The organism is Arcicella rosea (assembly GCF_040543805.1).
Lineage (GTDB): Bacteria > Bacteroidota > Bacteroidia > Cytophagales > Spirosomataceae > Arcicella > Arcicella rosea.
This window is the reverse complement of record NZ_JBEUMS010000011.1, coordinates 178,231-205,162: the sequence shown is the minus strand read 5'-3', so window position 1 is coordinate 205,162 and position 26,932 is coordinate 178,231. Positions and strand designations below refer to the sequence as shown.

Genomic DNA, 26,932 nt, shown 5'->3' with positions numbered 1-26,932 from the left:
ACCTTTGTCCAATCAAAAAACTAAAATATCAAATGAAAAAAACATTGTATCTTGTACTACTCTTGGCGAGTTTTTCAGGCAAATCTCAAAAAAGTACTTTGAATATTATTCCTCAACCCGTTGAAATAGAGCAATTTGCTGGTTTGTTTACGCTCAATAAAGCTACAATTATTTCTTACAATAAAGCAGAAGGACGTTCAGTCGCTGAAATGTTGATACAAAAAATCAGTACTCCAACGGGTTTTTCTTTAAAAGTACAAGAAGGAAAAAACGGAGGAATTCAATTAAATATCAATGATGTTCCTAACGAAAAAATCGGAAAAGAAGGTTATACTTTTGAATCAAATACAAAAGGAGCTGTGATTTCTGCGAATACTTCGGCGGGTTTATTTTATGGAATTCAAACGTTGATTCAACTTTTACCAAAAGAAATTGAAGGTAAAGAATTAGCAAAAACGACTTGGACGATTCCTTCGGTGAAAGTAACGGATTATCCAAGATTCGCTTGGCGTGGCGTAATGTTTGATGTGAGCCGTAATTTCTTTTCAAAAGAAGATGTTAAAAAGTACATCGACCAATTGGCTCGTATGAAATTCAATACTTTTCACTGGCATTTAACAGATGATGAAGGTTGGAGAATCGAAATCAAATCGTTACCAAAGTTGACTAAAGTTGGGGCTTACAGAGTAGCAAGATACGGACATTTCGGTGACCGTGCCATTCCGAAAGAAGGTGAAGTAGCCACCGAAGGCGGTTTTTATACGCATGAAGATATTAAAGAAGTAGTACGTTATGCCCAAGAACGTAATGTAACGATAGTTCCAGAAATTGATGTGCCAGGACATAGCATGGCGGCGATTGCGGCTTATCCAGAGTTGAGTTGTAATGAAAATCCCAAAACTTTTGTAAATCCAGGTGCTTCCATTGCTGATTGGTATGGCAACGGTACTTTCAAGGTTTTGTATGAAAATACCCTGAATCCTTCAGATGAAAAAGTATATGAATTTTTGGATAAAGTATTTACAGAAGTAGCCGAACTTTTCCCTAACAAATATATTCACGTGGGCGGCGATGAATGCTACAAAGGCTTTTGGGCAGCAGATGAAGGTTGTCAGGCTTTGATGAAGAAACTAAATATTCGCCATGTAGAGGATTTGCAAGGTTATTTTATGAATCGTTTAGAAAAAATCTTACAAACTAAAGGCAAAAAACTGTTAGGTTGGGATGAAATCTTAGAAGGTGGAATTTCGCCAGAAGCAACCGTAATGAGTTGGAGAGGTATTAAAGGTGGTATTGAAGCAGCAAAATTAGGTCATGACGTTGTGATGACGCCAACCACTTTTGCCTATTTAGATTATAATCAAGGAGAAAACACCATCGACCCGCCAATTTATGCTGGTTTAAGAGTAAGTAAAAGTTATAGTTTTGAACCAGTACCAGATGGAGTAGATGCAAAGTACATTCTAGGAGGACAAGGAAATTTATGGACGGAACAAATCCCTAATTTACGTTATGCAGAATATATGACTTATCCAAGAGCTTGGGCTTTAGCAGATGTTTATTGGTCGCCTAAAGTATCCAAAAATTGGGAAAACTTCTCAAAAAGGATGGAAGCACATTTTGATAGAGCAGAGCTTGCCCAAGTAAATTACTCTCGTGCAGTGTATGATGCAATTGTAAAAACGACATTGAAGAACAATAAATTGAACTTGGAATTAGGTTCAGAACTATCAGATTTGGATATTTATTTCACCATCGACGATACGATGCCAGATAGCTTTTCACCAAAATATAGCAAAACTGTTGAGCTTCCAGAAGGTCCTATTACTTTAAGAGTAATTACTTATCGTAAAGGCAAACCAATTGGTCATTTAATTACTTTGAAAAGAGCAGAATTAGAAAAAAGAGCTACTAAGTAATAATTTTTTCATTTTTTTTTAAGGTTAAAATTAAATTAATGTTTCATTAGTCAAGAATGGTTATTTTTCCAAAAAAATAATATAACTTGAATAATGGAACATTATTTTTTGCAGAATAGTGGGATTTTATTCGTTTGTACAAATTATACCTTATTTTAAACAGTGTAACACCGATAATGTCAAGTGAAAAAAAAGATTTGTTTCTTAGTCGATGATTATCGGCTTTAGGATAAAATGGCATATTTTTTTTCAAGCTCAGTGTTTTTAGCCCGATTATTGTGATAGGTGTTATAATACTGATTCTTACTCGCATAGAATGGCCTTTTGAAATGATTCAAAAACATTCTTACTGCAGAAAAGAAAAGTTTGACTAACTACTTAAGAATTTAAAATATGATGTTATCAAGGGCTTTCATATCAATGCTTTTTATCTTACTGTTTGGGCTAAGTATCTCTGCGCAAACATATAAATCTCCGCATTTTAAAAGACTTTCAAATACTGAAGGGCTTTCGCAGAGCCATGTAAGAGCTATTATGAAAGATAGTAAAGGTTTTATGTGGTTTGCTACTGGAGAAGGACTCAATAAATTTGATGCTTATAATTTTACGATTTACAAACATTCTGCCGATAACAACAAAACAATAAGCGACAACCTTGTATATGATGTATTGGAAGATACTGATAAAAACATTTGGGTAGCTACGGGTATTGGTTTAGATAAATTTGACCGTGAAAAAGAAATTTTTACGCATTCAATTAAAATTGATAAAAGATTAATTGTTAGAGATATTTTTCAAGATAGTAAAAAGAGATTGTGGCTAGGTACAAATTTTGGGCTTATACTTTTTAATGTGACCACTGGAAAGTATATCACTTTCAAACACGAAGACAATAATCAAAATAGCTTGAGTAATGATTTTATCTTTAATATCTGTGAAGATAAAAATCATGAAATTTGGATTGCCACGCAAGATGGATTGAATAAGTTTAATCCTGAAACAAAGCGTTTTACAAAATATTTTAATGACCCTAAAAACCCTAAAAGTGTTCCTTCAAGTTTTATAAAAGCCGTTTATAATGATTTTGAAAACAACATTTGGGTTGGTACCTTAGGCGGAGGTATTGCTAAATTTGATGCAACAAATAATACATTTACTTCTTATAAACATAGCCCGAAGAATCCTAACAGTTTAGCGCTTGATGATATTTTATCCTTCATGGAAGATGAAGAAAAAAATCTTTGGATAGGTACTGAAAATGGAGGAATTAGTGTTTATAACCGAAAAGATAATTCATTTACAACCATCGAAAATGATGCTAATGACAATACAAGCCTTAGCAATAATTCTGTCTATAGTTTATACCTAGATAACATTGGCAATATTTGGATAGGGACATACTCTGGAGGAGTTAACTATTTGCCGAAATCAGGAAGTAAATTTCCACTCTTCAAGCATACAATTGGTCAGAATAGTTTGAATAATAACATTGTTCTGGCTTTAGAAAAAGATTACGAAGGTAACGTTTGGATTGGTACTGATGGGGGCGGGCTTAATAAATTCAATCCACAGACCAATCAATTTACTGCTTTTAAACATCAGAATAATAATCCAAATTCACCAAGTACAGATTATATAATTACAGTATTAGAAGTAGAAAAAAATCTACTTGCGTTGGGCTATCACAGAGGTGGCGTTGATTTATTTAATACAAAAACGGGTGTATTTACACATCATGTTCCTGTTGATGACGACCCAAGTACTTTGTCATCAAAGAGTGTAAACATTATTATTAAAGACAAAAAAGGGAATTTGTGGATTGGTACTTGGCGTGGAGGCTTAAATTATTTTGATAGACAAACCAAAAAGTTTACTCGTTATATTAACAATCCTAAAGATAATTCAACGCTTTGCGATAATGTAGTTAGTACACTTTGGGAAGACCCACAAGGCAATATTTGGATTGGTACTGATAATGGTTTAGATAAATTTGACATCCAAACGAAACAATTTATTCATTATAAACACAACCCTAGAAAACCAAACAGTTTGTGTAATAATTTAGTGAATGTCATTACTGAATTTGAGAATGGTAAATTATGGATTGGCACTGGGAGTGGATTAAATATTTTTGACCCTCATACAAATACTTTTACAAAAATTTCTGAGAAAGATGGTCTTCCGAATGATGCCATTAATGGAATTGTGAAAGACAATGATGGTTTTTTCTGGATTAGTACAAACAAAGGAATTTCGAGATTTAATTTCCAAAATAAGACTTTTAAAAATTATGATATTTCAGATGGTTTACAAGGGAATGAATTTAAAACGCATTCATATTTAAAAACTTCTGATGGTAAAATTTACTTTGGTGGCCCAAATGGTTTTAATGTTTTTGACCCTCGGAAAGTAATTGATAATCCATTCGTTCCGCCGATTTACATTACTAATTTCTATATTTTTAATAAAGCTGTAGAAATTGGGAATAAATCTCCGCTTTCGGTACATATCAACGAAACGAAAACGATTGTTCTTGATATGAAACAATCAGTATTTTCATTTGAATTTGCAGCCTTAAATTATACTTTATCAGAAAAAAACCAATATGCCTACAAATTAGAAGGATTTGATAAAGACTGGAGCTATATTGGCAATAAACGTGGAGCAACCTATACCAATTTAGATCCAGGTAATTATGTTTTCAGAGTAAAAGCATCTAATAATGATGGGCTTTGGAATGAAGACGGAATCGCTATCAATTTAATAATCACGCCACCTTTTTGGATGACACTCTGGTTCAGATTTTTAGCTGTTTTACTTGTTGTTGGTGGTGCATTTGCCTTTTATCGTTACAGAATCGGTTTAATAAATGTTAAGAAAGTCCAGCTTGAAAAAGAAGTAAAATTAAGAACAGCTCAATTGATGCAGTCAACTGCAGATGAAAGAAAAGCTAGAAAAGAAGCTGAACAAGCTAATAAAGCAAAAAGTATTTTCTTGGCAACCATGAGCCACGAAATTCGTACTCCTTTGAATGGAATTATTGGAGTAGCATCATTATTGGAAGAAACCCAACTTGATGAAGAACAACGTAATTATTCAAAAACAATTCATGCCTGTGGTGACGATTTATTGACGGTTATTAACGATATTCTTGACTTTTCTAAAATTGAATCAGGCAAAATGGAGTTGGAAGCTAAGGATTTTAACTTGAGAGTATGTATTGAAGAAATTTTAGACGTATTTGCAGTAAAAGCAGCTTCTTTAAAATTAGATTTGTTGTGTCAGATTGAAGCTGATGTTCCTGCTCAAGTAGTTGGTGATAGTTTAAGATTAAGACAAGTATTGTTGAATTTAGTAGGCAATGCCATTAAATTTACTGAAAAAGGAGAAATTTTCATCAGAGTATTCATGGTGAAAAACGAAGTGGGTAGTCCATTACAAATTGGTTTTCAGGTAATTGATACTGGTATTGGTATTCCAGCTGATAAACTTGATCGATTGTTTAAAGCTTTCTCGCAAGTGGATTCATCTACTACTCGCCGATATGGTGGTACTGGATTAGGTTTAGTTATTAGCGAAAAACTTGTTAATTTAATGGGTGGAGAACTAAGCGTGGAAAGCGAGTTTGGGCAGGGTACTACTTTTACCTTCTCGATGCAAGTAGCAAGAAGTTCAGCTCCAGAAATTGTAAATCCTATTTTGCCAAAAGCTGAATTTTTACAAACGAAAAAAGTACTTGTTGTTGATGATAATTCAACTAATAGAAGTATTTTGAAAGCGCAATTAGAACAATGGAAAATGATTCCGTTGATAGCTTCGTCTGGACAAGAAGCATTAGAGATTCTAGCTAACGAGAAAGAATTAAGTATGGTTATTACTGATATGCAAATGCCTGAAATGGATGGTATTCAACTAGCTTTGAGAATTAAATCTATTCAGCAGAAACTGCCAATTATGTTGCTGAGTTCTATTGCAGATGATCAACATAAAGGGTATCCAGATTTATTTTGTTCAGTTCTAACGAAGCCTGTTAAGCAACATATTTTGTATAAAAATGTACTTACAAGTTTAATGATAAATGAAGATAAAGCTTTGACAGATAAAACAAATATCCCGCCTGTCGTTCAAAAATTAGCGAATGATTTTGCAGAACGATTCCCCGTATCTATTTTGGTAGCAGAGGATAATCCGATGAACCAAAAATTTACGCTAAAAGTACTGAGCAAATTGGGTTATGAAGCCGATTTAGCAGAAAACGGACTTGTGGCGTTAGAAGCATTCAATAAAAAACATTATGATATTGTTTTGATGGATTTGCAAATGCCTGTAATGGACGGTTTGGAAGCTTCAACGAAAATCAGACAAAATACTGAAATCAAGCAACCAATTATCGTAGCAATGACTGCCAATATGATGAACGATTGTCAGGAAGAATGTGATGAAGCTGGTATGGATGATTACTTAGGAAAGCCATTCCAACTAGAAGCTTTTGTGAAATTATTAGAGAAATGGGCTGGAAGAATTAAAGAAAATAATACACAAGTAGTATAAAGATTAACAAAAAATAAGCGCTATTTTATGAATGTATCATAGAATAGCGCTTTTGATATTTATTGCTTTTTGAAAATTAAAAGTGGCAATTTCCCTTCTTGAACAAAATGCTTGGTTACACTATCATTGAAAAACTTATCTAATAAAGACTTATCGTGCGTTGCTAAAACGATTACGTCAGGCTGATGATTTTTGATGTAAGTTTCTAAACCTTCTATGATTTCAGCACGATTGATACACTTTACTGCTAAATCTTCTTTTTCAAATTTATCTTCCAATAAACTTGTCATTTCTTGAATAGCGTGTCCAATATTGGGTTCAAAATAATCATGTACATGTACTACTTTACATTTTATTCCCAGTGGTTTGGTAATTGCCAAAAGCTTGTCAATAGCAGCTATTTCGTCACCTTGAAAGTCAGCAGCGTATAGTAAATTTAGCGGATAATTTATCGGTGAGCCTGCTGGTACAACCCATACTGGACAATTAGCTTTTTTCATTACTTCTTGCGTATGAGTACCCAGCCAACGTTCAAAAATATTGCTTGCGCCTTGGGTTCCCATCACAATCAAATCAGCCTTAATCTGATTGGCAATACTTACAATTTTATCTGTAGCTAATCCATACTCAACTCTCTGTGTGATTCTTTCTGAAGCTAAACCTGTTTTTTCAATAAAATGTACTGTAAAATGCTGAAGATTTTGTTCAGCCTCTTTTCTGTTTCTAACGATAAAATCTTCAATTTCAGACGGTAGTTGATATTCAGAAATGGTAGGAATGCTATATACATTTAATAAAACTATTTTTGCATTAAATAACCTTGCCAACATTCCTGCATATTGTGCAGCATGTTTTGCATTATCACTAAAATCAGTAGGAAAAAGGATCGTTTTCATAAAATTGAAATTTAAATTATGTCCGAAAGTTCCTTGATTTATGACTAGAAAATTATGACTGTACTCTCAATAAAAAATGATATTAATCAGCTATCCTTTTTATTCAAAAACAGTATTACTTTCTTCTAATTGATTACAGATGCTCATCATAAAATACCTTCTGATATCGGTGTGTTCATAAATCAAGGCATCTATCAATGATTTTTCGAAAATAAGAAAAATAGAATGCTCTAAAACTTTTACGGTATAAGGATGGTCTTTCTCTAAAAGCATTTCTTCTAAACCTAAAAAGTACTTTTTGTTTTTCAAGACGACTGTTTTCTGTAAACCATCTTTTAATTCTACGCTACCATCTTTAATGTAAAAAACGTAATCGGGGTGTTGCCCTTTTCGGTATAGATAATCACCTTGTTTAAAACTCAGTTGAATACCGCTAGACAATATGACTTTTTCTGCTTCGTTCATGTTGATTTTTATTAATCTGGCGACAAGTTAGTGCTTTGCCTACTCCACTGAAATGATTTTTATCAATAGAAGTACTGATAAAATAAGTCGGCTTAAACTAACAAAAATGGTGAGACTTATTTAATGCAAGGCTTTTAAGGCTAATCGTATAAGCTACTTATTTGCAATAATTTGTCGGCTCGAAGGATGGTGATTTCACTACCACGAGTACTTACAATGCCTTCTTCTTTGAATTCAGAAAGAAAGCGGATGACGGTCTCTTTGGCTGTACCAACGATAGAGGATAGGTCTTCTCTGGAAATTGAAATGGAAAAATGTTCTGATTTTTTGTCGTCGTAAGTGCTTTTTAATAGCAGTAAAGCTTCTGCCAAACGTTCTCGTACAGGCTTCATTGCTAAGTGCACCAATTTATCTTGCGTATCGCCCAATACTTTGGCAAGCATTCGCATCAAGTCGCTGGCTACTTTTACATTGCTATCAATGAGGTGATTAAATTCTGAAGCTGAAATAAAACAAGCTTCGGTATCATCCAAAGCAATTGCCGACGCACTATATTTTGAATTTTCAATCAAAGAACGATAGCCCAAAGTATCACCTTTTTTTACTAATCTAATTACTTGTTCCTTTCCGTCTGAACCCAAACGGCTTACTTTTACTTTGCCATTGAATACGCAAAAAAGCCCTAAAGGGCGGTTTCCTTCATGAAAAATCACTTGTCCTTTTTTATAGACATTAAAACACTTGCTATCGTTTAAATGATTTAATTCATCAGAAGAACAATTTTTAAAGAGAGACGAATTCTTGAATTCGCATGTATTACAACTTGGATTCATCATTTTTTCGGGATTAATATCCCCGAAATTGCGTCTTAATCCATCCTTTGTAAATGACTTTTATCAGTTTTAACAATTGCTTTACTCATACTTTGGTTAATCGCTAAAGCAGAACTTTGATGAATCAAAAAATAAATTGAGCTTTTGATATTGAGCATCAGTCTTTTCGCTCAGAAAATAAACGCCATTCTCATGATTGCTACTGATACTGCGCAACTCTGTTTTCACTGCGGAAACGAATGCCCCGACGACCATATTCATATTGAAGAAAAGTATTTTTGTTGTGACGGATGCAAAACTGTTTATGAAATTCTAGACCAAAATAATCTTTGTAATTATTACCAAATAGAAGAGAAATCTGGGAATACGCCACAGATTTCACGTTTTGAGTTTTTAGATAATCCAGAAATTGCTAAAACACTTTTAGATTTTCAGAACGAAAGTATCTCGAAAGTCACTTTCTATATTCCAACTATTCACTGTAGTTCATGTCTGTATTTACTCGAAAATTTATACCGTTTACACGAAGGAATTGAACGTTCGCAAGTAGATTTTTTGAAGAAACAAGTGGCAGTTACTTTCAGACACAATGTTTCTGATAAAGGCATTACATTCCGCCAATTAGCTGAATTGTTGAGTGCTGTTGGTTATGAACCTTTGATGTCGTTAAACGATGTTGTGAAAGAAAAAAAGCAACCCAATGACAGAAAATTATTGACACAATTGGGTTTAGCAGGTTTTTGTGCGGGTAATATCATGCTTTTTAGTTTTCCAGAATACTTGGGTTTGCAAGACGATACTTATAAATTACTCTTTGGCTATTTGAATATTGTTTTGGCTACGCCAGTGGTATTTTATTCAGCTTCTGGATACTTTGAATCTGTCTATAAAAGTCTTAGAAAAGGAATAGTCAATATTGATTTTCCGATTCTGCTAAGTATTCTTGTAGCATTTTTCAGAGGAATTTATGAAGTAATTTTTAATCACGGTGCGGGTTATTTCGATTCAGTGACTGGACTGATTTTCTTTTTATTAATCGGGAAATGGTTTCAGCAAAAAACGTATCATTTTCTTTCTTTTGAACGGGATTATAAATCATATTTTCCTTTAGCTGTTACTCGATTAGTTTTGGGCGAACATGAATCTGTTTCGGTAAGTGCTTTGAAAAAAGGTGATAAAATTCTGATTAGAAACGGAGAATTGATTCCTGCGGATTCGCTTTTATACAAAGGAGAAGCCAATATCGACTACAGTTTTGTGACTGGCGAAGCCGCTTTGGAAAGAAAACAATTGGGTGATTTCCTATTCGCTGGCGGGCGACAAGTTGGTGCAAGCATTGAAATGGAAGTATTAAAAGATGTTTCACAAAGTTATTTAACACAACTTTGGAACAACGATACTTTTCAGAAAGAGCAGGAGAGTAGGATTAAATCGTTCTCTAATTTAGTTGGAAAGTACTTTACTTTTGGCGTGTTGACTTTAGCATTTTCTGTGGCGATTTATTGGTATTTTACCGATGTCAGCAAAATGCTAAATGCTTTTTCGGCTATTTTGATTATTGCTTGTCCTTGTACTTTATCATTGAGTTATCCATTTGCTTTAGGAAATGGCTTGAGAATACTTGGCAAACAACATTTCTATTTAAAGAATGGTGATGTGATTGAAACAATGGCAAATTGCGATACCATTGTTTTTGATAAAACAGGAACAATTACAACATCAGAAGGAGCGAAGCCACAGTTTCAAGGAAAACGCCCGCTTTCGGTTTTTGCGGAAATGTTAGTCGTTTCGTTGGCACACAATTCTTCGCATCCGATTTCTCAGAAAATCAAAGAAATTTCAGGAAAAAAGCACTTTTTAGCCATAGAAGATTTTTATGAAACAACTGGAAAAGGCATTGAAGGAAAATATCATGGACATTTTGTGAAACTAGGCTCAAGTACTTTTGTGAATCCTTCATTGAAAGCTGAATCTAAATCCTTTTCAGCTTCAGTCGCCCATTTATCAATTGATGATGAGTATTTAGGCTATTTTACTTTGCCAAATCACTACCGAAAAGAGATAGAAAGTACGATTAAAAATCTGGGTAAAAATTATGATACTTACTTACTTTCGGGCGATAACCAAAGTGAAAGAGCGCATCTTGAAAGTTGGTTTAAAAACAAAGAATATTTGCATTTTGACTGTACGCCACAAGAGAAATTAGCATTTATTAAAAAGCTTCAAGCGGAAGGCAAGAAAGTAATCATGATTGGCGATGGTTTGAACGATGCTGGTGCTTTAAAGCAAGCAGAAATTGGCATTGCCGTTACTGATGACACTTTGAATTTTACGCCGATGAGCGATGGGATTATTGCGGCAGAACATTTAAAAGAACTTCCTACATATTTAAAATACAGTAAATTTGCCTTAAAACTGATTCGGTTTAGTTATGTATTTTCGTTGATGTACAATTGTATTGGTTTAACTTTCGCAGTACAAGGAACACTTTCACCAATTGTTGCGGCAATTTTAATGCCTGTAAATTCAATTACTTTAGTTGGAATTGCATCCATCGGAATGGTTGTAAAAGGCAATAAAATGTTTAAAAATAGGGAGTAGATTTTAAATAAAAATTCATCAAAAAAGCGCTGTTAAGTAAAACCTAACAGCGCTTTTTTATGGAGTTGTATTCTTACAATGCTAAAGCAGTTCTTTGAATAAAGGCTGTTAAATCTGCACCAGTAAGCATATTTTGTGACAATAAAGCCAAATCATAAACTTGCTTCGCTAATTTTTTCTGCTCTTCAGCATCAGTAGTTTGAAGAATTTTAGCTACCGAAGCATGGTTCGCATTCACCGAAACGATATAATTGTTTGGCATCGCACCGAACATACCCATTCCGCCACCGCCAGCACGAGACATATCGCTCATTCTACGCATGAATTCGTTTTGAGTAATCACAGCAGGCAATTCATCAATTGGCATTGCTTCCAAAGCAACTACTTTTGTTGTGTCGTTGATTACTTCTTCAAAAACCTTTTTCACTGTTTCTTTTTCGGTTTCAGAAAGTACAACATCAACAGAAATACCTTTATCAATTAATTTTTCGATGGTATCAGCATCCACTCGCTTCAAGCTAGTTTTTACCAATTTGGTTTCTAACTGATTGATAAAGTGACTATCTAACACTGAATCCAATTTCAATACATCATATCCACGTTTTTTGGCAGATTGGATAAAAGTATCTTGTGCATTTACATCGCTAGTGTACAAGTAAATTACATCGTCATTTTTATCTTTCTGATTTTCTTGTGCAAATTCAGCGTATTCGTTCAAGGTAAAGTGCTTGCCATCAACGTTTTGAACTAAGCAGTAATCTTTGGCACGGTCATAGAATTTTTCATCAGAAATCATTCCGTATTTTACGAAAAGACCGATGTTATCAAATTTCTGTTCAAAACCAGCACGGTCAGCTTTGAATAATTCTGCTAATTTATCCGCTACTTTTTTAGTGATGTAAGAATTGATTTTCTTAACATTACTATCCGCTTGCAAGAAGCTACGAGACACGTTCAGAGGAATATCTGGCGAGTCAATTACACCGTGTAACAACATCAAGAATTCAGGAACAACGTCTTTTACTTCGTCGGTAATAAATACTTGGCGACTGTATAATTGAATTTTTTCACGTTGTAACTGTAATTCATTTTTCACTTTAGGGAAGTACAAAATACCCGTTAAGTTGAAAGGATAATCAACATTCAAATGAATCCAGAACAAAGGTTTTTCTGAGAATGGATAAAGCTCTTCGTAGAATTTAAGGTAATCTTCGTCTGTTAATTCAGAAGGAGATTTTGCCCAAATTGGCGTTGGATTATTGATGATTTTTTCTTGAAATTCAATCTCAATCGGTAAGAATTTACAGTATTTATCAAGAATTTGTTTCAATTTGAATTCCTCTAAGAACTCTAAAGAATCTTCAGCAACGTGTAAAATAATATCTGTACCACGAGCATCACGAGTAGCCTCAGAAATTTCAAATTCTGTTGAGCCATCGCAAGTCCATTTTACAGCTTCTGAACCTTCTTGATATGATTTTGAAATAATATCAACTCTTTCAGCGACCATAAAGGCAGAGTAAAAACCTAAACCGAAATGTCCGATAATAGCTTTTTCATCACCTTTATCTTTGTATTTTTCTACGAATTCGGTAGCACCCGAAAAAGCGATTTGATTAATGTATTTTTTGATTTCTTCGGCGGTCATCCCCAAACCAGCATCTGAAATAGTGATAGTTTTTGCTTCTTTATCGAAAGAAACCGTCACTTTCAATGTGCCTAATTCACCTGAATACTCACCAATTGAAGCTAATCTTTTAATTTTCTGCGAAGCATCAACGGCATTTGACACTAATTCACGAAGGAAAATTTCGTGGTCTGAATAAAGGAATTTTTTAATAATCGGGAAAATGTTCTCGGTATGAATCGAGATATTACCTTTTTCTTGCATAGTCATTTTGTCATTTTTTAGCTTAAAACATTTCAAACTTTTATGGAAGCTAGATTTACAAATACAGTTCCAAGATGAGTAGAAATGTCAAATTGGCAGAAGAAGGGCTTAATGAAGTGGTTTTGCTAGCAATTCCTTGCATATTTCAGCATATTGAGTACTTGAAGAAGGGTAGAATAAATATTTTCCCAATATTCTATAAACGCTTTTTTGCTACGTTAAAGTTTATTTTTCTTCAAAATAGGTATAAATACGTATTTTAATTCTCGTAGAAAGTAACCATCTTTGTAAAACAATCCTATGTACACTAACATACTCAATTAACCTCATGACTATCGCTAGTTATGGGGTTTTTTGTTTTAGGAGTATTTAGCTTGTGGGCAACAAAAAACGCCATAAATTCTTTTTATGGCGTTTCCAATTCACTTAAACTCTACATCTATGAAAAAAACCTCTCATATTCTTCCTAAAGCTCGCTCAGTTATCAGAGCGAGGTCGTTAATTTTCTTGCAACGTCCTAATTCGTTATCGGCCAGTTGTATCTGATACGTATTTTCAACAGTCACAACCATTTCTAAAAACTCCATTTGATTGAGTCTTAAATCTTCGTGAATTCTAGTATAAGGTTTCACATGCTGTGGTTTTACATAGAATGTTTTTGTTAAAAAAAACTGGATTGTTTCCAAGACCGATGTGTTCATAAAATATGATTTTTTATGGGTTGAGCTTTCTATTGCAAGAATTAATTTTACTAACTGAATTGAACAGTCAGTAATCTTTTTTGATTGAAATTGTCACAAATTTTCAAGAAACAGTTGGAGTAAATACTCCAACTGTTTATATAAAACCAAATTTGTGTTGCTATTTTTATATCTTTTTTCTTCCGAATTGATACGACAAACCTAAAGCGATATTGGCATTTCCATTCGAGCCTTCTCTTTGAAATGGCATCTGATAATTAGCTTCTATTGTTCCGATAAGTCGTTTAGCTAATACATAGTTCAAGCCAGTTTTCACTAAACCGAAACCTTCAGCATGTCTTCTTTCGTTCAGATTATCATAATCAAATCTTCTTCCTGAATAGCGAAAATCATTTCTTCCCAATCCGTTTCCTCCAATTCCTACGCCAAGCCCAACGTAAGGTTGTAAACGTTTACTCTTAAATGGCATCCAATTTAAACCTAATGATGCCTGAGCATCTGGGAACTCATCGTTTCTACTTCTATTATTTTGCAATTGCCCAACAACTGAAAAACGATTAGAAATACCATACTCAACTCGTAAACCCAACATTCCTCCATTTGAATTTCTACCTCCATCAAATGAAATCATACTTCCACCAATTATTCCAAGCCTTAAAAAAGCAGGTTTGAATAAATTAAATGGTTTTTTGGTAGAATCGCTTGTTGTTTTTTTCACGACAACCGTTCCAAAAACGGGTTCACTTTGATTGGTATTTTGTGCATTTACTTTGAAAGCTAAGCTAAAAACACACATTAGAATTACTACTTTAAGCTGATTGTTTTTCATTTTTTGTACTATAAACAATAGTGGTTAGATATTTTTTGGACAAAAATTTACCATCAGGATTTTTTCGGAAAACCTGAAATCAAATAAGGATTATATTTAAAAATTAACGTTTACTTCAATTCCCGAATCGATAAAAAAGCCCAAGCCTAGCACCTAAAGTAGCTGGAGCATCTAATGGATTTGGGTTTTTTAAAGCTTGAGTCTGATAATACATTTCGGCACTTGCTAATAAATGTTTTGAAAATTGATATGTCGCCCCAACATTTCCCCCTAACAAATTAGCAATTGCAGCTTGTTTGTTAGAGGTACTTTGGTTATTTGTTGGGTCTTCATAATAGTAATTGATATTATATTGATTAGGTATTTGCACACTCCAGTTTACTCCAAAATATGGTTTGAAGTTTTGATTAAATAATAAATTATAACGCAAGCCCAAGCTAACTTGATAAGCACAAAACTCAGGTACATCTACTTTTTTTAAAGGTTTTTTCCCACCTCCTGGATTTATCATGCCTCCAGAACCACCATCAAAAGGACCAAAACCTTCTTCTTTATGATTTTCAAAGAAAAGATTTGTTTTTTGAGCATCAATTACGATACCCCAACGTTCTAAACCTTTACTGTTGTGGTAGCCCAATACAGTTCTAAAACCAAGTTGTGAGCCACCGCCACGTTCTAAAAAATCACCAAAAGGTACTTGAACACCAGCCAAAGTCCCAATTGAAACAGATTTTGGTATCAACGAAAAATGATTTTCTGTAATAAATGAATCTTCTTCAATTTCCACTGATTTAAAAGATTCAATCATATTTTTTTTATCTAGTGATGAAGTATATAAAATTGGACTTTTGAAATTCAATTTATTGAGTCCCATATACTTTTCTCTTTCAATTAAAGATTGTTCTCCAGTAGTTTTATTATCATATTTTTCGAAGTAAGCGTTGTTTTGGTTATTGGTAAAGTTTTCTGTGGAATTGGGTGTTTGTACTATTGTTTTGGTGACGAATACTTTTTGATAAATGGTATCGTACACCACTGTTTTTTGAAAAACGGTATCAGGTTTGCTTGAATATTTAGCATGAACTTCTACCAAACGGTTCTCTAATGCTGCTAGTTTTTGCTGAGTCTGATTTAAATAATGGTACAATACCGCAGAAACGCCAAACATAATAGTTGCTATTGAGGGGATAGCCCACATTAATCTGGTTATTTTCCGCTTTAAATCTCGTCTTTCCAAACGCCCTTCCATTTCCCGCCAGTCACTTCCCGCAAAATTTGGGAGCTGCGAACCAAACAGTCGGTCAAAATCTTGTTCATCCATGATTTCAGTGCTTTATTAACTAAAAATGAGTATCTTTTTTTATCGTAAATGACTAGTAATTAATGTTCTGAAGTGTTAATTGCCATCGCTATTTAAAAGATAATCGTTGAGGTTATTTAAAAATTATTAGTTAAAATCAATTCTTGTAATTTTTTTCGGGCTTTATGAAGGTTAGAAAGTGAAGTGCCAATCGAAATATTCAACATTTCAGCAATTTCTTTATGTTCATAACCTTCTATAACGTGTAGATTGAAAACTGTTCTGTAAGCAGGTGGTAATTGCTGAATGAGGATAGCAATTTCTTCAACCGAAAACTTTCCAAACAAATCCATTTCCATTCCCATTTCCGATGCTTCCACTAATTCAGCAGTAGGAATTTCTTGATGTGATTTCCGAAGGTGATTAATACAAGTATTCACTAAAATCCTTTTGAACCAGTTGACAAAGGGATAATCAGGCTTGTATTGATCTATATTACTAAACACTTTCATGAAACCATCATTTAACAATTCTCTCGATGTATCAATATCTGCCACATAACGTACACAAACCGACAAACCATATCTATAAAAGCTTTCATAGAGCTCACGCTGTGCGTTACGGTCATTCTTTCGGCACTGTTTTAATGTATGTAGTAGTTGTTCTGTCCTCATCTGTATCAGAATACACCGATTGTTTTCTTCGTATTGCTTCTATCTGAAAAATATTTTTATTTTTTTCTTCATCGTTCGCTATAAAAGGAAAAAGCCTTTAATACTTTCTGAAAATACTTGAAATTTTATGGAAATAAAAACGACGATTTGCTTCCTGTTTTGCTTTTGTGAAACGCCCTTATTCTTATTTGTTGAAAAAATATTCAACGAATTGATAAATGCCCATTTATGGATTTAAAGTCGATATTTTGAGTGTTAAAAATAGTTTATACTTTTTCGTTCTTTGGCACAATTTTGGATGCTTTTTGCATGTGAATCAACCATTTGACGATAAAAATAGCTCCAAAATCTCTGGAAATATATTTTATTGTCGTTCAAAGTGCTGAAATACAGCACTTTAATTGTTTTGTATTTAATGTGTAATTTTTAATAACTCAAATAGCTCTTTTAGTGATTTTTATCAGAAAACTAAAAATTGAAGCGAGTTTAAATATATTTTAATCAATTTGATTAGACACTCAATTGTTCATCTAACACATTCAGAGGAGTATTTCAGGATATAAAAATGGACAATCTACTAACTGTACGGATAATGAATCAATTTTTTTACCAAAGCAACTCGATTGATAAAAGCAAAAAACTAATGAAAACAACACTGTTGAATTGGTTTAGTGACTGCTCGTTTGAAGTAGTTGCCAAAAATCGTGCACCAAAAATAGCTGCTAATTTTTTAGCGTCGTTTTGGGCTGTGTTATCATTATTTAGCAATACTAAGACACAAAACCGTTATGCAATGGTAGTTTGTCGTGCTTTTGTTGGAGTAATGTTTCTGACACTGGTTTCATCATTCAAAACTGTTGCTGCCTTGCCAGATTTGTCGGTAAGTACAAGTGTCAGCAATCAAAGCCCAGCAGTTGGTACAGACATTACTTATACAGTAAAAATTACCAATATCAATCCTGATAAAGCCACTGGAGTAGAATTAACTGATGTCTTGCCTCAAGGTGTTACGTTCAAATCATTGAATGTAAATGGTGTTGGTTCTGCTACAACTAGTACAACATCTGGCATTACGAGTGTAATTTGGAATGTTGGCGAAGTAGCTGGAAGTACAGCAGAACTTACGATGACCATCGTTGCTACTGTTACACAAAGAGGTTTTTGGTATAATACTGCAGAAATTACGAAAGAGACAGAACAAGATACAGATTCTACACCAAATAATCATTTGATTTTAGAAGATGACCAAGATGCTACTTGTTTTTCAATTGAAGAGTATTTTTATAATGGAGATGAATATACAACGAGTTTACCAACAGGTTTCACAAATATCGTTTGGACTAAAAAAGTAGGAGTTTCAGGTACTCCAACAGTTGTTACTAGTACTACTTCTGGTGTTACGCTTTTACCAGATGGAAACATCAGAATAACAGCAATCACTGATTATACAGAATTTGCTTTTACAGCCAATAACGGACGTTGTCCAGTAAATGGATGTTGTGCAATTAAATTTATACCAGGTGCATTTGGTTCGATTGGAAGTGTTGTTTGGAGTGATGTTGATGGCAATGGAATTAGAAATACAGGTGAAGCTGGTTTAAATGGTATTACGGTTGAATTGTATGATGCTACTGATAATACGCTTTTAGCAACAGATGTTACTGCTGATGGAGGAAGATACTTATTCAGTAATTTAATGTCTGGTTCTTACAAAGTAAAATTTATTTTACCATCTGGAAGAACATTTGTAACACCTAATGCTCCTGGAAGTAATGTTAATAATGACTCTGATGCAGGAACAGGTGGTTTTACAAACAATATTGCAATTGATGTAACGAAACCTTCTGGTGATGTTGGTAGAGATAATCTAACAATTGGTGCTGGTTTGGTTTCAGATTGTATTATTGGAACTGGAACTTTAACCGCAACCAATACAAGTTTATGTTTGCCAGCGGCAGGTGGAACGGTTGTTCTTACTGCAACAACGGGTGTATCGCCAACAGTACCTACTAATTATTCTGTAAGTTATATTTTAACAAAAGGGACTACTAATACAATTCAACAAATTAGCAGTACACCTTCATTTACAGTAGGGCTTCCTGATGATTATAAAATATTTACTTTAGTATATGATGCTAATTCAGCTAATAGCAATTTCTTGAATTTATCATCTGTCATTTTTGGGGTTACTAAAGCAAGTGATTTAGAAACGACCATTAATACAAGTGGAAAATGTGCGCAATTAGATGCTGTAGGTGTAGGATTTACTGTAAAAACTACTTTGGCCGCTCCATTTATACTAGGAACAACAGTGTGTGCAGGCGGAACAGTAACGATAGGAACTCCAGGCGTTACAAATCCAATTTTCCAATGGTTTACTTCGGCTACTGCTACCACTCCATTTGCTACTACTTCTTCAATCACAGTATCGCCAACACAAACGACTACTTATTTTTTAAGTATTGTTAGTACAACAGGTAGTGCTTGTCCAAGTGAAAAAGCATCTGTTGAAATAGCAGTTACTCCGAAACCTACAACGCCATCAGTAATTGCAAGTATTGCTAATAATTGTGCTATTAATGCTACTACAGTGAATTTGGCTAATGCTATTACAAGTACTGTTTCGGCAGGTGGAACTTTTGAATGGCATACTGCTAATTCAACTTCTTCGGCAGTTATTTCAAATCCTACTGCTATTGGTGCAGGAACTTATTTCCTTTTCGAAAAATCAAGCAATGGTTGTTATAGCGATGGCGCAATGGTTGTTGTAAATATTAATTCTTGTCAATGTACTAATCCTCCAGTAGTTAGTTTAACAGCACTTTTGCCAATTTGTGGAGGTGTTGCAAGTCCTGTACAATTAAATGCTATTTTGAGTGGTGGTGCAACAAGCGGTGTATGGACGACAGATGGAACAGGAACTTTTGACAATGCAAGTAGCTTGACAGCAAAATATACGCCATCTGCGGCTGATATGACAGATGGTTCAATTGTTTTAACATTTACATCGAATGACCCAGACGGAGCAGTTTCAGTTTGTAATGCTGCTGTTGCTAATACGATATTAACGATTAAAGCAAAACCAGTAGCACCTTTAAATTTGAAAAGTGACACGCTTATTTGCTTAGGAAGTTCAACTAAATTATTTGCGGTGAGTGCAGGTAATACTATTAAATGGTACACCTCTGCCACAAGTACAACTGCGATTGGTATTGGCTCTGACTTAGGTTTTGCCGTAAGCCCAACTAGCGAAGGTACTTTTACATATTTTGCTGAAGCGACAAGTCCAGAAGGTTGTGTGAGTGACCGTACTTCAATTTCATTCAAAGTAAAAAAATGTTTTACTGATTTAGCTGTTGTAAAAACGGTTATTACTTCTCCAGATGCTTCAACATCTCCATCTTATTTATTAGGTCAGGAAATTGCCTATACAATTGATGCTAGAAATATTGGTACGTTAAATTCTAACAATGTAACAGTTACAGATTTATTACCACAAGGAGCAACTTTTGTAAGTGCTATTCCTACAGGTCAATATAATAGCACAACAGGTGTTTGGAATGTTGGTAGCTTATCGGAAGGTTCAAATAAAATACTTTTAATTAATGTAAGATTAACCAGAACAGGTTCAATTGCCAATACTGCAACAATTACTGGTACTGAAGATGATCCCAATTCATTAGCTAACAATACTTCAACAGCAACCGTAACGGTTACTCAACGTGCAGATTTAAGTTTGGTAAAAACGGTTTCCAACCTTACTCCAAATGTAGGAGATACACTTACTTATACTTTAACGGTCAGCAATGCCGGACCGAATGTTGCGACCAATGTTGAAATCAAAGACATTATTCCTGCAGGTTTAACATTTATCTCAAGTACAAACACAACGCATACTTCTGGAGTTATCACTGGAACGATTGCTAGTATTCCTGTTGGTTCTTCACAAGTATTTACTTATCGTGCAAAAGTTGTTTCGGCAGGAACAATTACAAGTGCAGCTGAAGTGACTAAATCAGATCAGCCAGATCCAGATTCAACTCCTGCGAATGGTACGAGTAATACTGAAGATGATAGAAGTTCAGTAACGATTGTAGCAACAGAATTATGTAATCTTGTTGCGCCAGTAATTACTGCAACAAATAGTACAATTTGTTTGAATGGACAAACTACTTTAACGGCAACGGGTTGTACAGGTTCTACGATAGTATGGAGTTCTGGTCAGACAAATGTGGCATCAATTACAGTAAGTCCAACAAGTACAAGAACTTATACAGCGTCTTGTCAAAGAAATGCTTGTCAAAGTCCAGTTTCAAATGTTATCAGTATTACAGTTACAAATATTGCTTCGCCAAGTTTAGCTTCATCACAAGGTTCAATTTGTGTTGGTGAATCTTCAGTATTGACAGCAACAGGTTGTAGCGGAGTCGTTGAATGGCAAGTAGCAGGTTTACCAACAGGAAATACTTTAACAGTAACACCTTCTACTTCGCAAACATTTACAGCAAAATGTAAAGCTTCTGGTTGCGAAAGTGCTTTGGCTTCAATCAGTATCATTGTTACTCAGAAACCAAATGCTCCAGAAATTTTAGCAGAGAAAACAGAAATTTGTCCATCAGAATCTGTAACCTTAACAGCTTTAAATTGTAATGGTTCAGTAAGATGGAATACTGGTCAAACAACAACTTCTATTTTAGTAACTCCATTAGTAGAAACAAGTTATACCGCTACTTGTACAGTAAATGGTTGTATCAGTAATGCTTCAACTGCTAAGATTATTAAAGTAGTACCGATTCCAGCACCAACGATTAATACAACTGGTTTAACGATTTGTCCAGGTGCTTCTACTACTTTATCGGCAAGTGGTTGTACAGGTATTGTAACTTGGTATTTTGATGATAAAACGGCTACTGGAGCAAACCTTACGGTTACACCAACCCGTTCAACTTCTTATGCAGTAACTTGTAGTACAGCTTTTTGTACATCTGTAAAATCACAACAAGTAGTGGTTGCCGTTGAAAACCCTGCTATTCCAGTAATTACTTCTGCTACTTCAAGTATTTGTTTGGGAAGTGCTGTACAACTTACAGCTACTGGTTGTGCGGGTACAGTTAACTGGTCGGATGGTCAAAGAGGTACAATTGTATCAGTAGCGCCAACAACTACAACATCTTATACTGCAACTTGTAGTATCGGACAATGTACAAGTGCGGCATCATTGAGCAGAACGATTACTGTTACAAGAACTACAGCACCAGTTATTACTTCAGACAAAACAATTATTTGTTTAGGACAAAGCATTACTTTAACTGCTACAGGTTGTAGCGGAACAGTAAGATGGTCGGATGGTACAACAGGAAATCCTAAAACTATTTTGCCAAGTGCTAATGTTAGATTTACTGCTACTTGTGAAAGTTCAGCGTGTATTTCTCCAAATTCAAATGAATTATCATTGGTAGTGAATACTACTCCGACGATTAGTGCGCCAGTAGCTATTAATACAATAATTGCCGCAGGTGCAAGAGCTAATTTGACCCAATTGGTTACAAGTAGCACACCAGCAGGTACTAATTTAGTATTTAGAACTACGAATTCACCATTATCGACTGCTGTTTTAACCCCAACTACTGTTGGTGCTGGTACTTATTTTGCCTTTTATCAATCAACTGAAGGTTGTTACTCAGCAGGTGTAAGAATCATTGTTTATGATGGAAGCAACGCACAGAATGCTGATGTTGCGCTTCAAATTTCAGCAGATAGAACGACAGCTAAATTGGACGAGAATATCAATTTCTTAATTTCTGTAACTAACAATGGACCAGATGTTGCAAGAAATATAATGATTACCAATCCGCTTCCAGCGGGTTTAACATTTGTTTCTAGTTCAAGTGGATTAACGGTTTCAGGAGGACAAATCGTAATAAATTTTGATTCGCTTGAAAGAGGACAAGTAAGAACATTCGCTTATGTTGCTAAAATGAACGTAAGAACAAGTGTTGTGAATCCAGCTTCGGTTACTTCATTTAAAGATAGTAACCTAACAAACAATAATGGTTCAGTAACAATTATCGGAGAAAATGCAGATTTAAGTTTGGTAAAAACGGTTTCGAAACTTACTCCAACTGTAGGAGATACGCTTACTTATACATTAACGGTCAGCAATGCTGGACCAAATGTTGCAACCAATGTTGAAATTAAAGATATTATTCCAACAGGATTAATCTTTATCTCAAGTACAAACACGACTCATACTTCTGGTGTTATCACTGGAACGATTGCTAGTATTCCAGTTGGTTCTTCACAAGTATTTACTTATCGAGCAAAAGTTGTTTCAGCAGGAACAATTACAAGTGCAGCCGAAGTAACGAAATCAGACCAGCCAGATCCAGATTCAACTCCTGCCAATGGTACGAATAATACAGAAGATGATAGAAGTTCAGTAACAATTGTAGCTACAGAATTATGTAATCTTGTTGCGCCAGTGATTACTTCTGATAAAACAACGGTGTGTTTAGGACAAGCCATTACTTTAACAGCAACAGGTTGTGTTGGAACAATAAGATGGTCGGATGGTTCAACTGGAAGCCCTAAAACTATTTTGCCAAGTGCTAATGTGACATTTACGGCTACTTGTGAGAGTGGAGTATGTATTTCTCCAACTTCAAATGGATTATCATTTGTGGTAAATACTACTTCAACAATTGCTGCGCCAGTGGCTATTAATACAAGTATTGCGACTGGTACTACTGCCGACTTAACCAGACTGGTTACAAGTAGCACACCAACAGGTACAATTTTAGTATTTAGAACTACAAATTCACCAATATCAAATGTAGTATTAACACCAGCTGCTGTGAGTGTAGGTACTTATTTCGCTTTCTATCAATCGATTGATGGTTGTTATTCTGCTGGAACAAGAATTATTGTTGATAATGGAAATACTAGCCTTGAAGCAGATGTTGCAATTAAAATTGAAGCGGATAGAACTAGCGCAAAGTTGGATGAAAATATTAATTTCTTGATTTCTGTTACTAACAATGGACCGAACACAGCAAGAAATTTAGTGATTACCAATCCACTTCCAGCTGGTTTAACCTTTGTTTCTAGCTCAACAGGATTGACAATTTCAGGTGGACAAATCTTAATTAATCTTGATTCACTTGAAAGAGGACAAGTAAAAACATTTGCTTATGTTGCCAAAATGAAAGTAACCACTACAGTTGTAAACCCAGCTTCGGTTACTTCATTTAGAGATAGTAATCTTACGAATAATAATTCTTCAGTTACAATTAATGGAGAAAACACTGGTGTAGATTGTAAAATTGGTTTAGCGATGTCGGTTGCTGATACTTCAATTGTAAGACCTGGAGTTTACAATGTTAGATATCGTTTAATCGCTAAAAACTTCTGTAGCGATACGCTTAAAAATATCAGCTTAACCAGTAGCTTGGCAAGTACTTTCAAAAGCCCTGTTACGGTGACAGTGATTCAAAATCCAACTTTAGGAAGAGGTTCTAGATTGGTTGTAAATAATGGTTTTAGTTTGCTAGATTCTAATTTGGTTAATAAAGCTACCAGTTTAATGTTACCAAATGCTGTTGATACAATTACTTATGTTGTTCAAGTGGTAACTGGCGGCAATACTGGTCCATACAATAGCCAAGCTTTAATTACTGGAACTCGACCAAATGCTGAAGTACTTACAGCAAAATCTAGTGATGGAACAAATGTAAACGCCACTCCAAGTATTACGAAAGTACCATTAGGTCCACCAAATACAATAATTGGTTTAGCGAAAGAACTTGTAGCAACTGGACTAAAACGTGATTCTGCCAATGTTTGGACGGTTCCTTACCGTATCAGAGTTGTAAATATGGGTGCTTTTGATATTAAAAAGCTGAGTGTAAAAGATAGTTTAGATGGCGTATTTACTTTTAAAGGTGCAGTATTGTTAGGAAAACCAGTAGTAACAAGTACAAAAGCTAGCATTACAATTAATCCAAATTATACTGGTAAAGGCACTAATACCAATTTATTAGTTGATTCATTGAGTACATTGCTTAGAGGAGATTCTGCCATTATTAATTTAACAGTAAGGGTGAATGTTGCTGCTGCTACAGATTCTGTTTTCAATAACGTTGCAGTAGGAATAGGACTTGGTGTAGATAATAAATCTTATACCGACGTATCAACGAATGGAGTAAGTCCTGATGTAAACAAAGATGCTAATCCAAATAATGATAATGTTGCCACGCCAGTAATACTTAAAAAAGAAAATGGTTTGAATTCTCAGGCTTCGATAGGTCTTGCTTTAGCAGCTGTAACAGATACTGTTGCTCAGTCAGATGGTTCATACAATGTTACTTTAACGCTAGTTGCTAAAAACTACGGTCCAGTATTATTGAATAAAGTTGCTTTGAGCAATGATTTAGAAACGACGATTGGTAAGCAAGTTGGTTCATGGACTATTTTAGGAAGACCAACAATGGTGAGAGGAGTGAATGCTGTTTTGAATACAACTTTCAATGGAAGAAGAGACACAGTCCTTACAGTGGCAGAAAATACTGCTTTGGCAGTAGGAGACAGCATTGTGATAACTTATGTGGTAAATGTTACCAAACCTTTGATTGATACATTGTTCACTTTCGCTCATGCAAAAGCTGTGAGTGTAGAAAGTACTCCAGTTGATGTAACAGATTCATCAGTGAATGGCGCTAATCCTGATCCAAATAAAGACGGTAAACCTTTGGAATCGTCGCCAACACCAATGGTATTCCCTAAGAAGGTTACAGTAATATCAATTCCTCATGGATTCTCGCCAAATGGTGATGGGGTGAACGATACATTTGTAATTGATGGAGTAAATGCTGATGAAAGAGCCAACCTAGAAGTATATAACCGTTGGGGAAGTTTGGTGTATGCTTCTACAGATTATAAAAATGACTGGAACGGAATGCCAAATACTGGTCTAAGAATAATAGAAGTTGGAGATGGCTTACCTTCTGGTACTTATTTCTACGTGGTAACGGTTTACAAACGAGTATCAGGTGATAAAGTAGCATTACCTGTAAATGTTGAGCCAGTACGTTACATGACAATTTCTCGATAGAACATCAAGTTGTTGCCATTTCAAATACGGAATGGCAACAAATGAAATCCAATTAATCTTAGAACAGAATTGAAAATTCTGTTAAAACATAAAAAATTTAAATTTGAATCACATGAAGTTCAAAGGTTTGCTTTCAGGAATTAAATATGTGACAGCCCCATTGTTGTTAATCATCGCTGTACATTCGGTTCGGGCCCAGCAAGAGGTTCAATATTCTCAGTATATGTTCAATATGCTACCCTTGAACCCTGCTTATGCTGGTAGTCGTGATGTATTGAGTGCCACTGTTGTACACAGACAGCAATGGGTAAACATTACTGGTGCACCTACAACGCAATCTTTTTCAATAGATAGCCCAATCAATGGAGAAAAAGTAGGTGTTGGTTTCCAAGCGTATAATGATAGAATCGGGGATTATAGAAATGTAGGAATGTATGGTTCTTATGCCTACAGAGTAAAAGTTACGCAAAGAGCTACTTTAGCAATGGGGATTCAGGCTGGTGCAACTAGTATTTCTGGAAATTTAACACAAACCTTAGTGACTCAAACAGGTGATCAAGCCTTTACTTATTCATTTAATAAATGGTTGCCGAATTTTGGAGCTGGCGTATTTTTGAGTGACGACCGTGGTTATATCGGTTTTTCATGTCCTAGTTTAATGAGAAATAAGCTGACAAGTACGCAAACTGGTACCGCTACCGATTCAGCATCTCGTCAGGAACGTCATTATTTTATCATGTTGGGTTATGTATTTCCATTAGGAAGCTCGTTTACTTTAAAGCCGTCTTTTTTATCAAAAGTTACTCGTGATGCAGCTTCTTTTGATTTAAACATGAACCTTTGGTATAACGATAGAATTGCTTTAGGTTGCTCTTGGAGAACCAATAACTTGAAATTCTCTTCACCATTTACCAACCAAAATGGCGATGCAGTTATTGGAATGTTGGAAGTACAAGCTACCGATCAAATCCGTTTTGGCTATGCTTATGATTATGCAATTAATGGTTTAAAAAGTTTACAAAAAGGTTCGCATGAATTTATGCTTCGTTATGAATTTGGTTATCGTAAAACGAAAATTCTTACACCACGTTATTTTTAAAAAATCAATACTGAAAGAGTTAAATACTCAAAACCAAAGAGAAACCTTCTAGTAAAAACCATAG

13 protein-coding genes are annotated in these 26,932 nt (G+C 34.7%); 5 read left to right on the top strand and 8 right to left on the bottom strand.

What is annotated here, in order from left to right:
- The first annotated feature begins 32 nt into the window (after positions 1 to 32).
- Together ABID42_RS15395 and ABID42_RS15390 are read left to right on the top strand one after the other, a co-directional pair.
- Positions 33 to 1,919 carry a beta-N-acetylhexosaminidase gene (locus ABID42_RS15395; protein WP_367284416.1) on the top strand — a complete coding sequence of 629 codons (1,887 nt, stop codon included), beginning with the start codon at positions 33 to 35 and terminating at the stop codon, positions 1,917 to 1,919.
- Positions 1,920 to 2,339: 420 nt separating this feature from the next.
- Positions 2,340 to 6,470 (top strand): hybrid sensor histidine kinase/response regulator, encoded by a 4,131-nt coding sequence (locus ABID42_RS15390; protein ID WP_367284415.1) that lies wholly within the window; start codon positions 2,340 to 2,342, stop codon positions 6,468 to 6,470.
- Positions 6,471 to 6,529: 59 nt separating this feature from the next.
- On the opposite strand, the gene ABID42_RS15385 is transcribed toward ABID42_RS15390, so the two are convergent.
- From ABID42_RS15385 to ABID42_RS15375, 3 genes are all read right to left on the bottom strand, one after another.
- Positions 6,530 to 7,366, bottom strand: coding sequence for a universal stress protein (locus tag ABID42_RS15385; protein ID WP_367284414.1), 837 nt, complete (start codon positions 7,364 to 7,366; stop codon positions 6,530 to 6,532).
- Positions 7,367 to 7,465: 99 nt separating this feature from the next.
- On the bottom strand, positions 7,466 to 7,831 hold the full coding sequence (locus ABID42_RS15380; protein WP_323254921.1) for a Crp/Fnr family transcriptional regulator: 366 nt from the start codon (positions 7,829 to 7,831) through the stop codon (positions 7,466 to 7,468).
- Between the two features lie 140 nt (positions 7,832 to 7,971).
- Positions 7,972 to 8,667, bottom strand: coding sequence for a Crp/Fnr family transcriptional regulator (locus ABID42_RS15375; RefSeq protein ID WP_323254923.1), 696 nt, complete (start codon positions 8,665 to 8,667; stop codon positions 7,972 to 7,974).
- A gap of 189 nt (positions 8,668 to 8,856) precedes the next feature.
- Between ABID42_RS15375 and ABID42_RS15370 the strand changes: the two genes are divergently transcribed.
- On the top strand, positions 8,857 to 11,265 hold the full coding sequence (locus ABID42_RS15370) for a heavy metal translocating P-type ATPase (RefSeq protein WP_367284413.1): 2,409 nt from the start codon (positions 8,857 to 8,859) through the stop codon (positions 11,263 to 11,265).
- 73 nt (positions 11,266 to 11,338) lie between these two features.
- Here the strand turns inward: ABID42_RS15370 and htpG are convergent, their stop codons facing one another.
- From htpG to ABID42_RS15345, 5 genes are all read right to left on the bottom strand, one after another.
- A complete protein-coding gene (gene htpG, locus ABID42_RS15365) occupies positions 11,339 to 13,156 on the bottom strand; it encodes a molecular chaperone HtpG (RefSeq protein WP_367284430.1) in 1,818 nt (605 codons plus the stop codon).
- Between the two features lie 455 nt (positions 13,157 to 13,611).
- Positions 13,612 to 13,857, bottom strand: coding sequence for an acyl carrier protein (locus ABID42_RS15360; protein WP_323254927.1), 246 nt, complete (start codon positions 13,855 to 13,857; stop codon positions 13,612 to 13,614).
- Between the two features lie 166 nt (positions 13,858 to 14,023).
- Positions 14,024 to 14,686, bottom strand: coding sequence for an outer membrane beta-barrel protein (locus tag ABID42_RS15355; RefSeq protein ID WP_367284412.1), 663 nt, complete (start codon positions 14,684 to 14,686; stop codon positions 14,024 to 14,026).
- A 115-nt stretch (positions 14,687 to 14,801) separates the two neighbouring features.
- Positions 14,802 to 16,007: a hypothetical protein gene (locus tag ABID42_RS15350; RefSeq protein WP_367284411.1), complete on the bottom strand. Its 1,206-nt coding sequence runs from the start codon at positions 16,005 to 16,007 to the stop codon at positions 14,802 to 14,804.
- Positions 16,008 to 16,123: 116 nt separating this feature from the next.
- Positions 16,124 to 16,660, bottom strand: coding sequence for an RNA polymerase sigma factor (locus ABID42_RS15345; RefSeq protein WP_323254933.1), 537 nt, complete (start codon positions 16,658 to 16,660; stop codon positions 16,124 to 16,126).
- 643 nt (positions 16,661 to 17,303) lie between these two features.
- On the opposite strand from ABID42_RS15345, the gene ABID42_RS15340 reads away from it, so the two are divergent.
- Both ABID42_RS15340 and ABID42_RS15335 read left to right on the top strand, forming a co-directional pair.
- Entirely contained in the window at positions 17,304 to 25,769 is an 8,466-nt protein-coding gene (locus tag ABID42_RS15340) for an Ig-like domain-containing protein (protein WP_367284410.1), read from the top strand.
- Positions 25,770 to 25,881: 112 nt separating this feature from the next.
- Positions 25,882 to 26,868: a PorP/SprF family type IX secretion system membrane protein gene (locus ABID42_RS15335; RefSeq protein WP_323254937.1), complete on the top strand. Its 987-nt coding sequence runs from the start codon at positions 25,882 to 25,884 to the stop codon at positions 26,866 to 26,868.
- Positions 26,869 to 26,932: the final 64 nt, after the last annotated feature.

Coding starts and splice junctions, on each gene's coding strand:
- ABID42_RS15395 (WP_367284416.1), top strand. CDS start 33: ATGAAAAAAACATTGTATCTTGTACTACTCTTGGCGAGTTTTTCAGGC.
- ABID42_RS15390 (WP_367284415.1), top strand. CDS start 2,340: ATGCTTTTTATCTTACTGTTTGGGCTAAGTATCTCTGCGCAAACATAT.
- ABID42_RS15385 (WP_367284414.1), bottom strand. CDS start 7,366: ATGAAAACGATCCTTTTTCCTACTGATTTTAGTGATAATGCAAAACAT.
- ABID42_RS15380 (WP_323254921.1), bottom strand. CDS start 7,831: ATGAACGAAGCAGAAAAAGTCATATTGTCTAGCGGTATTCAACTGAGT.
- ABID42_RS15375 (WP_323254923.1), bottom strand. CDS start 8,667: ATGATGAATCCAAGTTGTAATACATGCGAATTCAAGAATTCGTCTCTC.
- ABID42_RS15370 (WP_367284413.1), top strand. CDS start 8,857: ATGATTGCTACTGATACTGCGCAACTCTGTTTTCACTGCGGAAACGAA.
- htpG (WP_367284430.1), bottom strand. CDS start 13,156: ATGCAAGAAAAAGGTAATATCTCGATTCATACCGAGAACATTTTCCCG.
- ABID42_RS15360 (WP_323254927.1), bottom strand. CDS start 13,857: ATGAACACATCGGTCTTGGAAACAATCCAGTTTTTTTTAACAAAAACA.
- ABID42_RS15355 (WP_367284412.1), bottom strand. CDS start 14,686: ATGAAAAACAATCAGCTTAAAGTAGTAATTCTAATGTGTGTTTTTAGC.
- ABID42_RS15350 (WP_367284411.1), bottom strand. CDS start 16,007: ATGGATGAACAAGATTTTGACCGACTGTTTGGTTCGCAGCTCCCAAAT.
- ABID42_RS15345 (WP_323254933.1), bottom strand. CDS start 16,660: ATGAGGACAGAACAACTACTACATACATTAAAACAGTGCCGAAAGAAT.
- ABID42_RS15340 (WP_367284410.1), top strand. CDS start 17,304: ATGAAAACAACACTGTTGAATTGGTTTAGTGACTGCTCGTTTGAAGTA.
- ABID42_RS15335 (WP_323254937.1), top strand. CDS start 25,882: ATGAAGTTCAAAGGTTTGCTTTCAGGAATTAAATATGTGACAGCCCCA.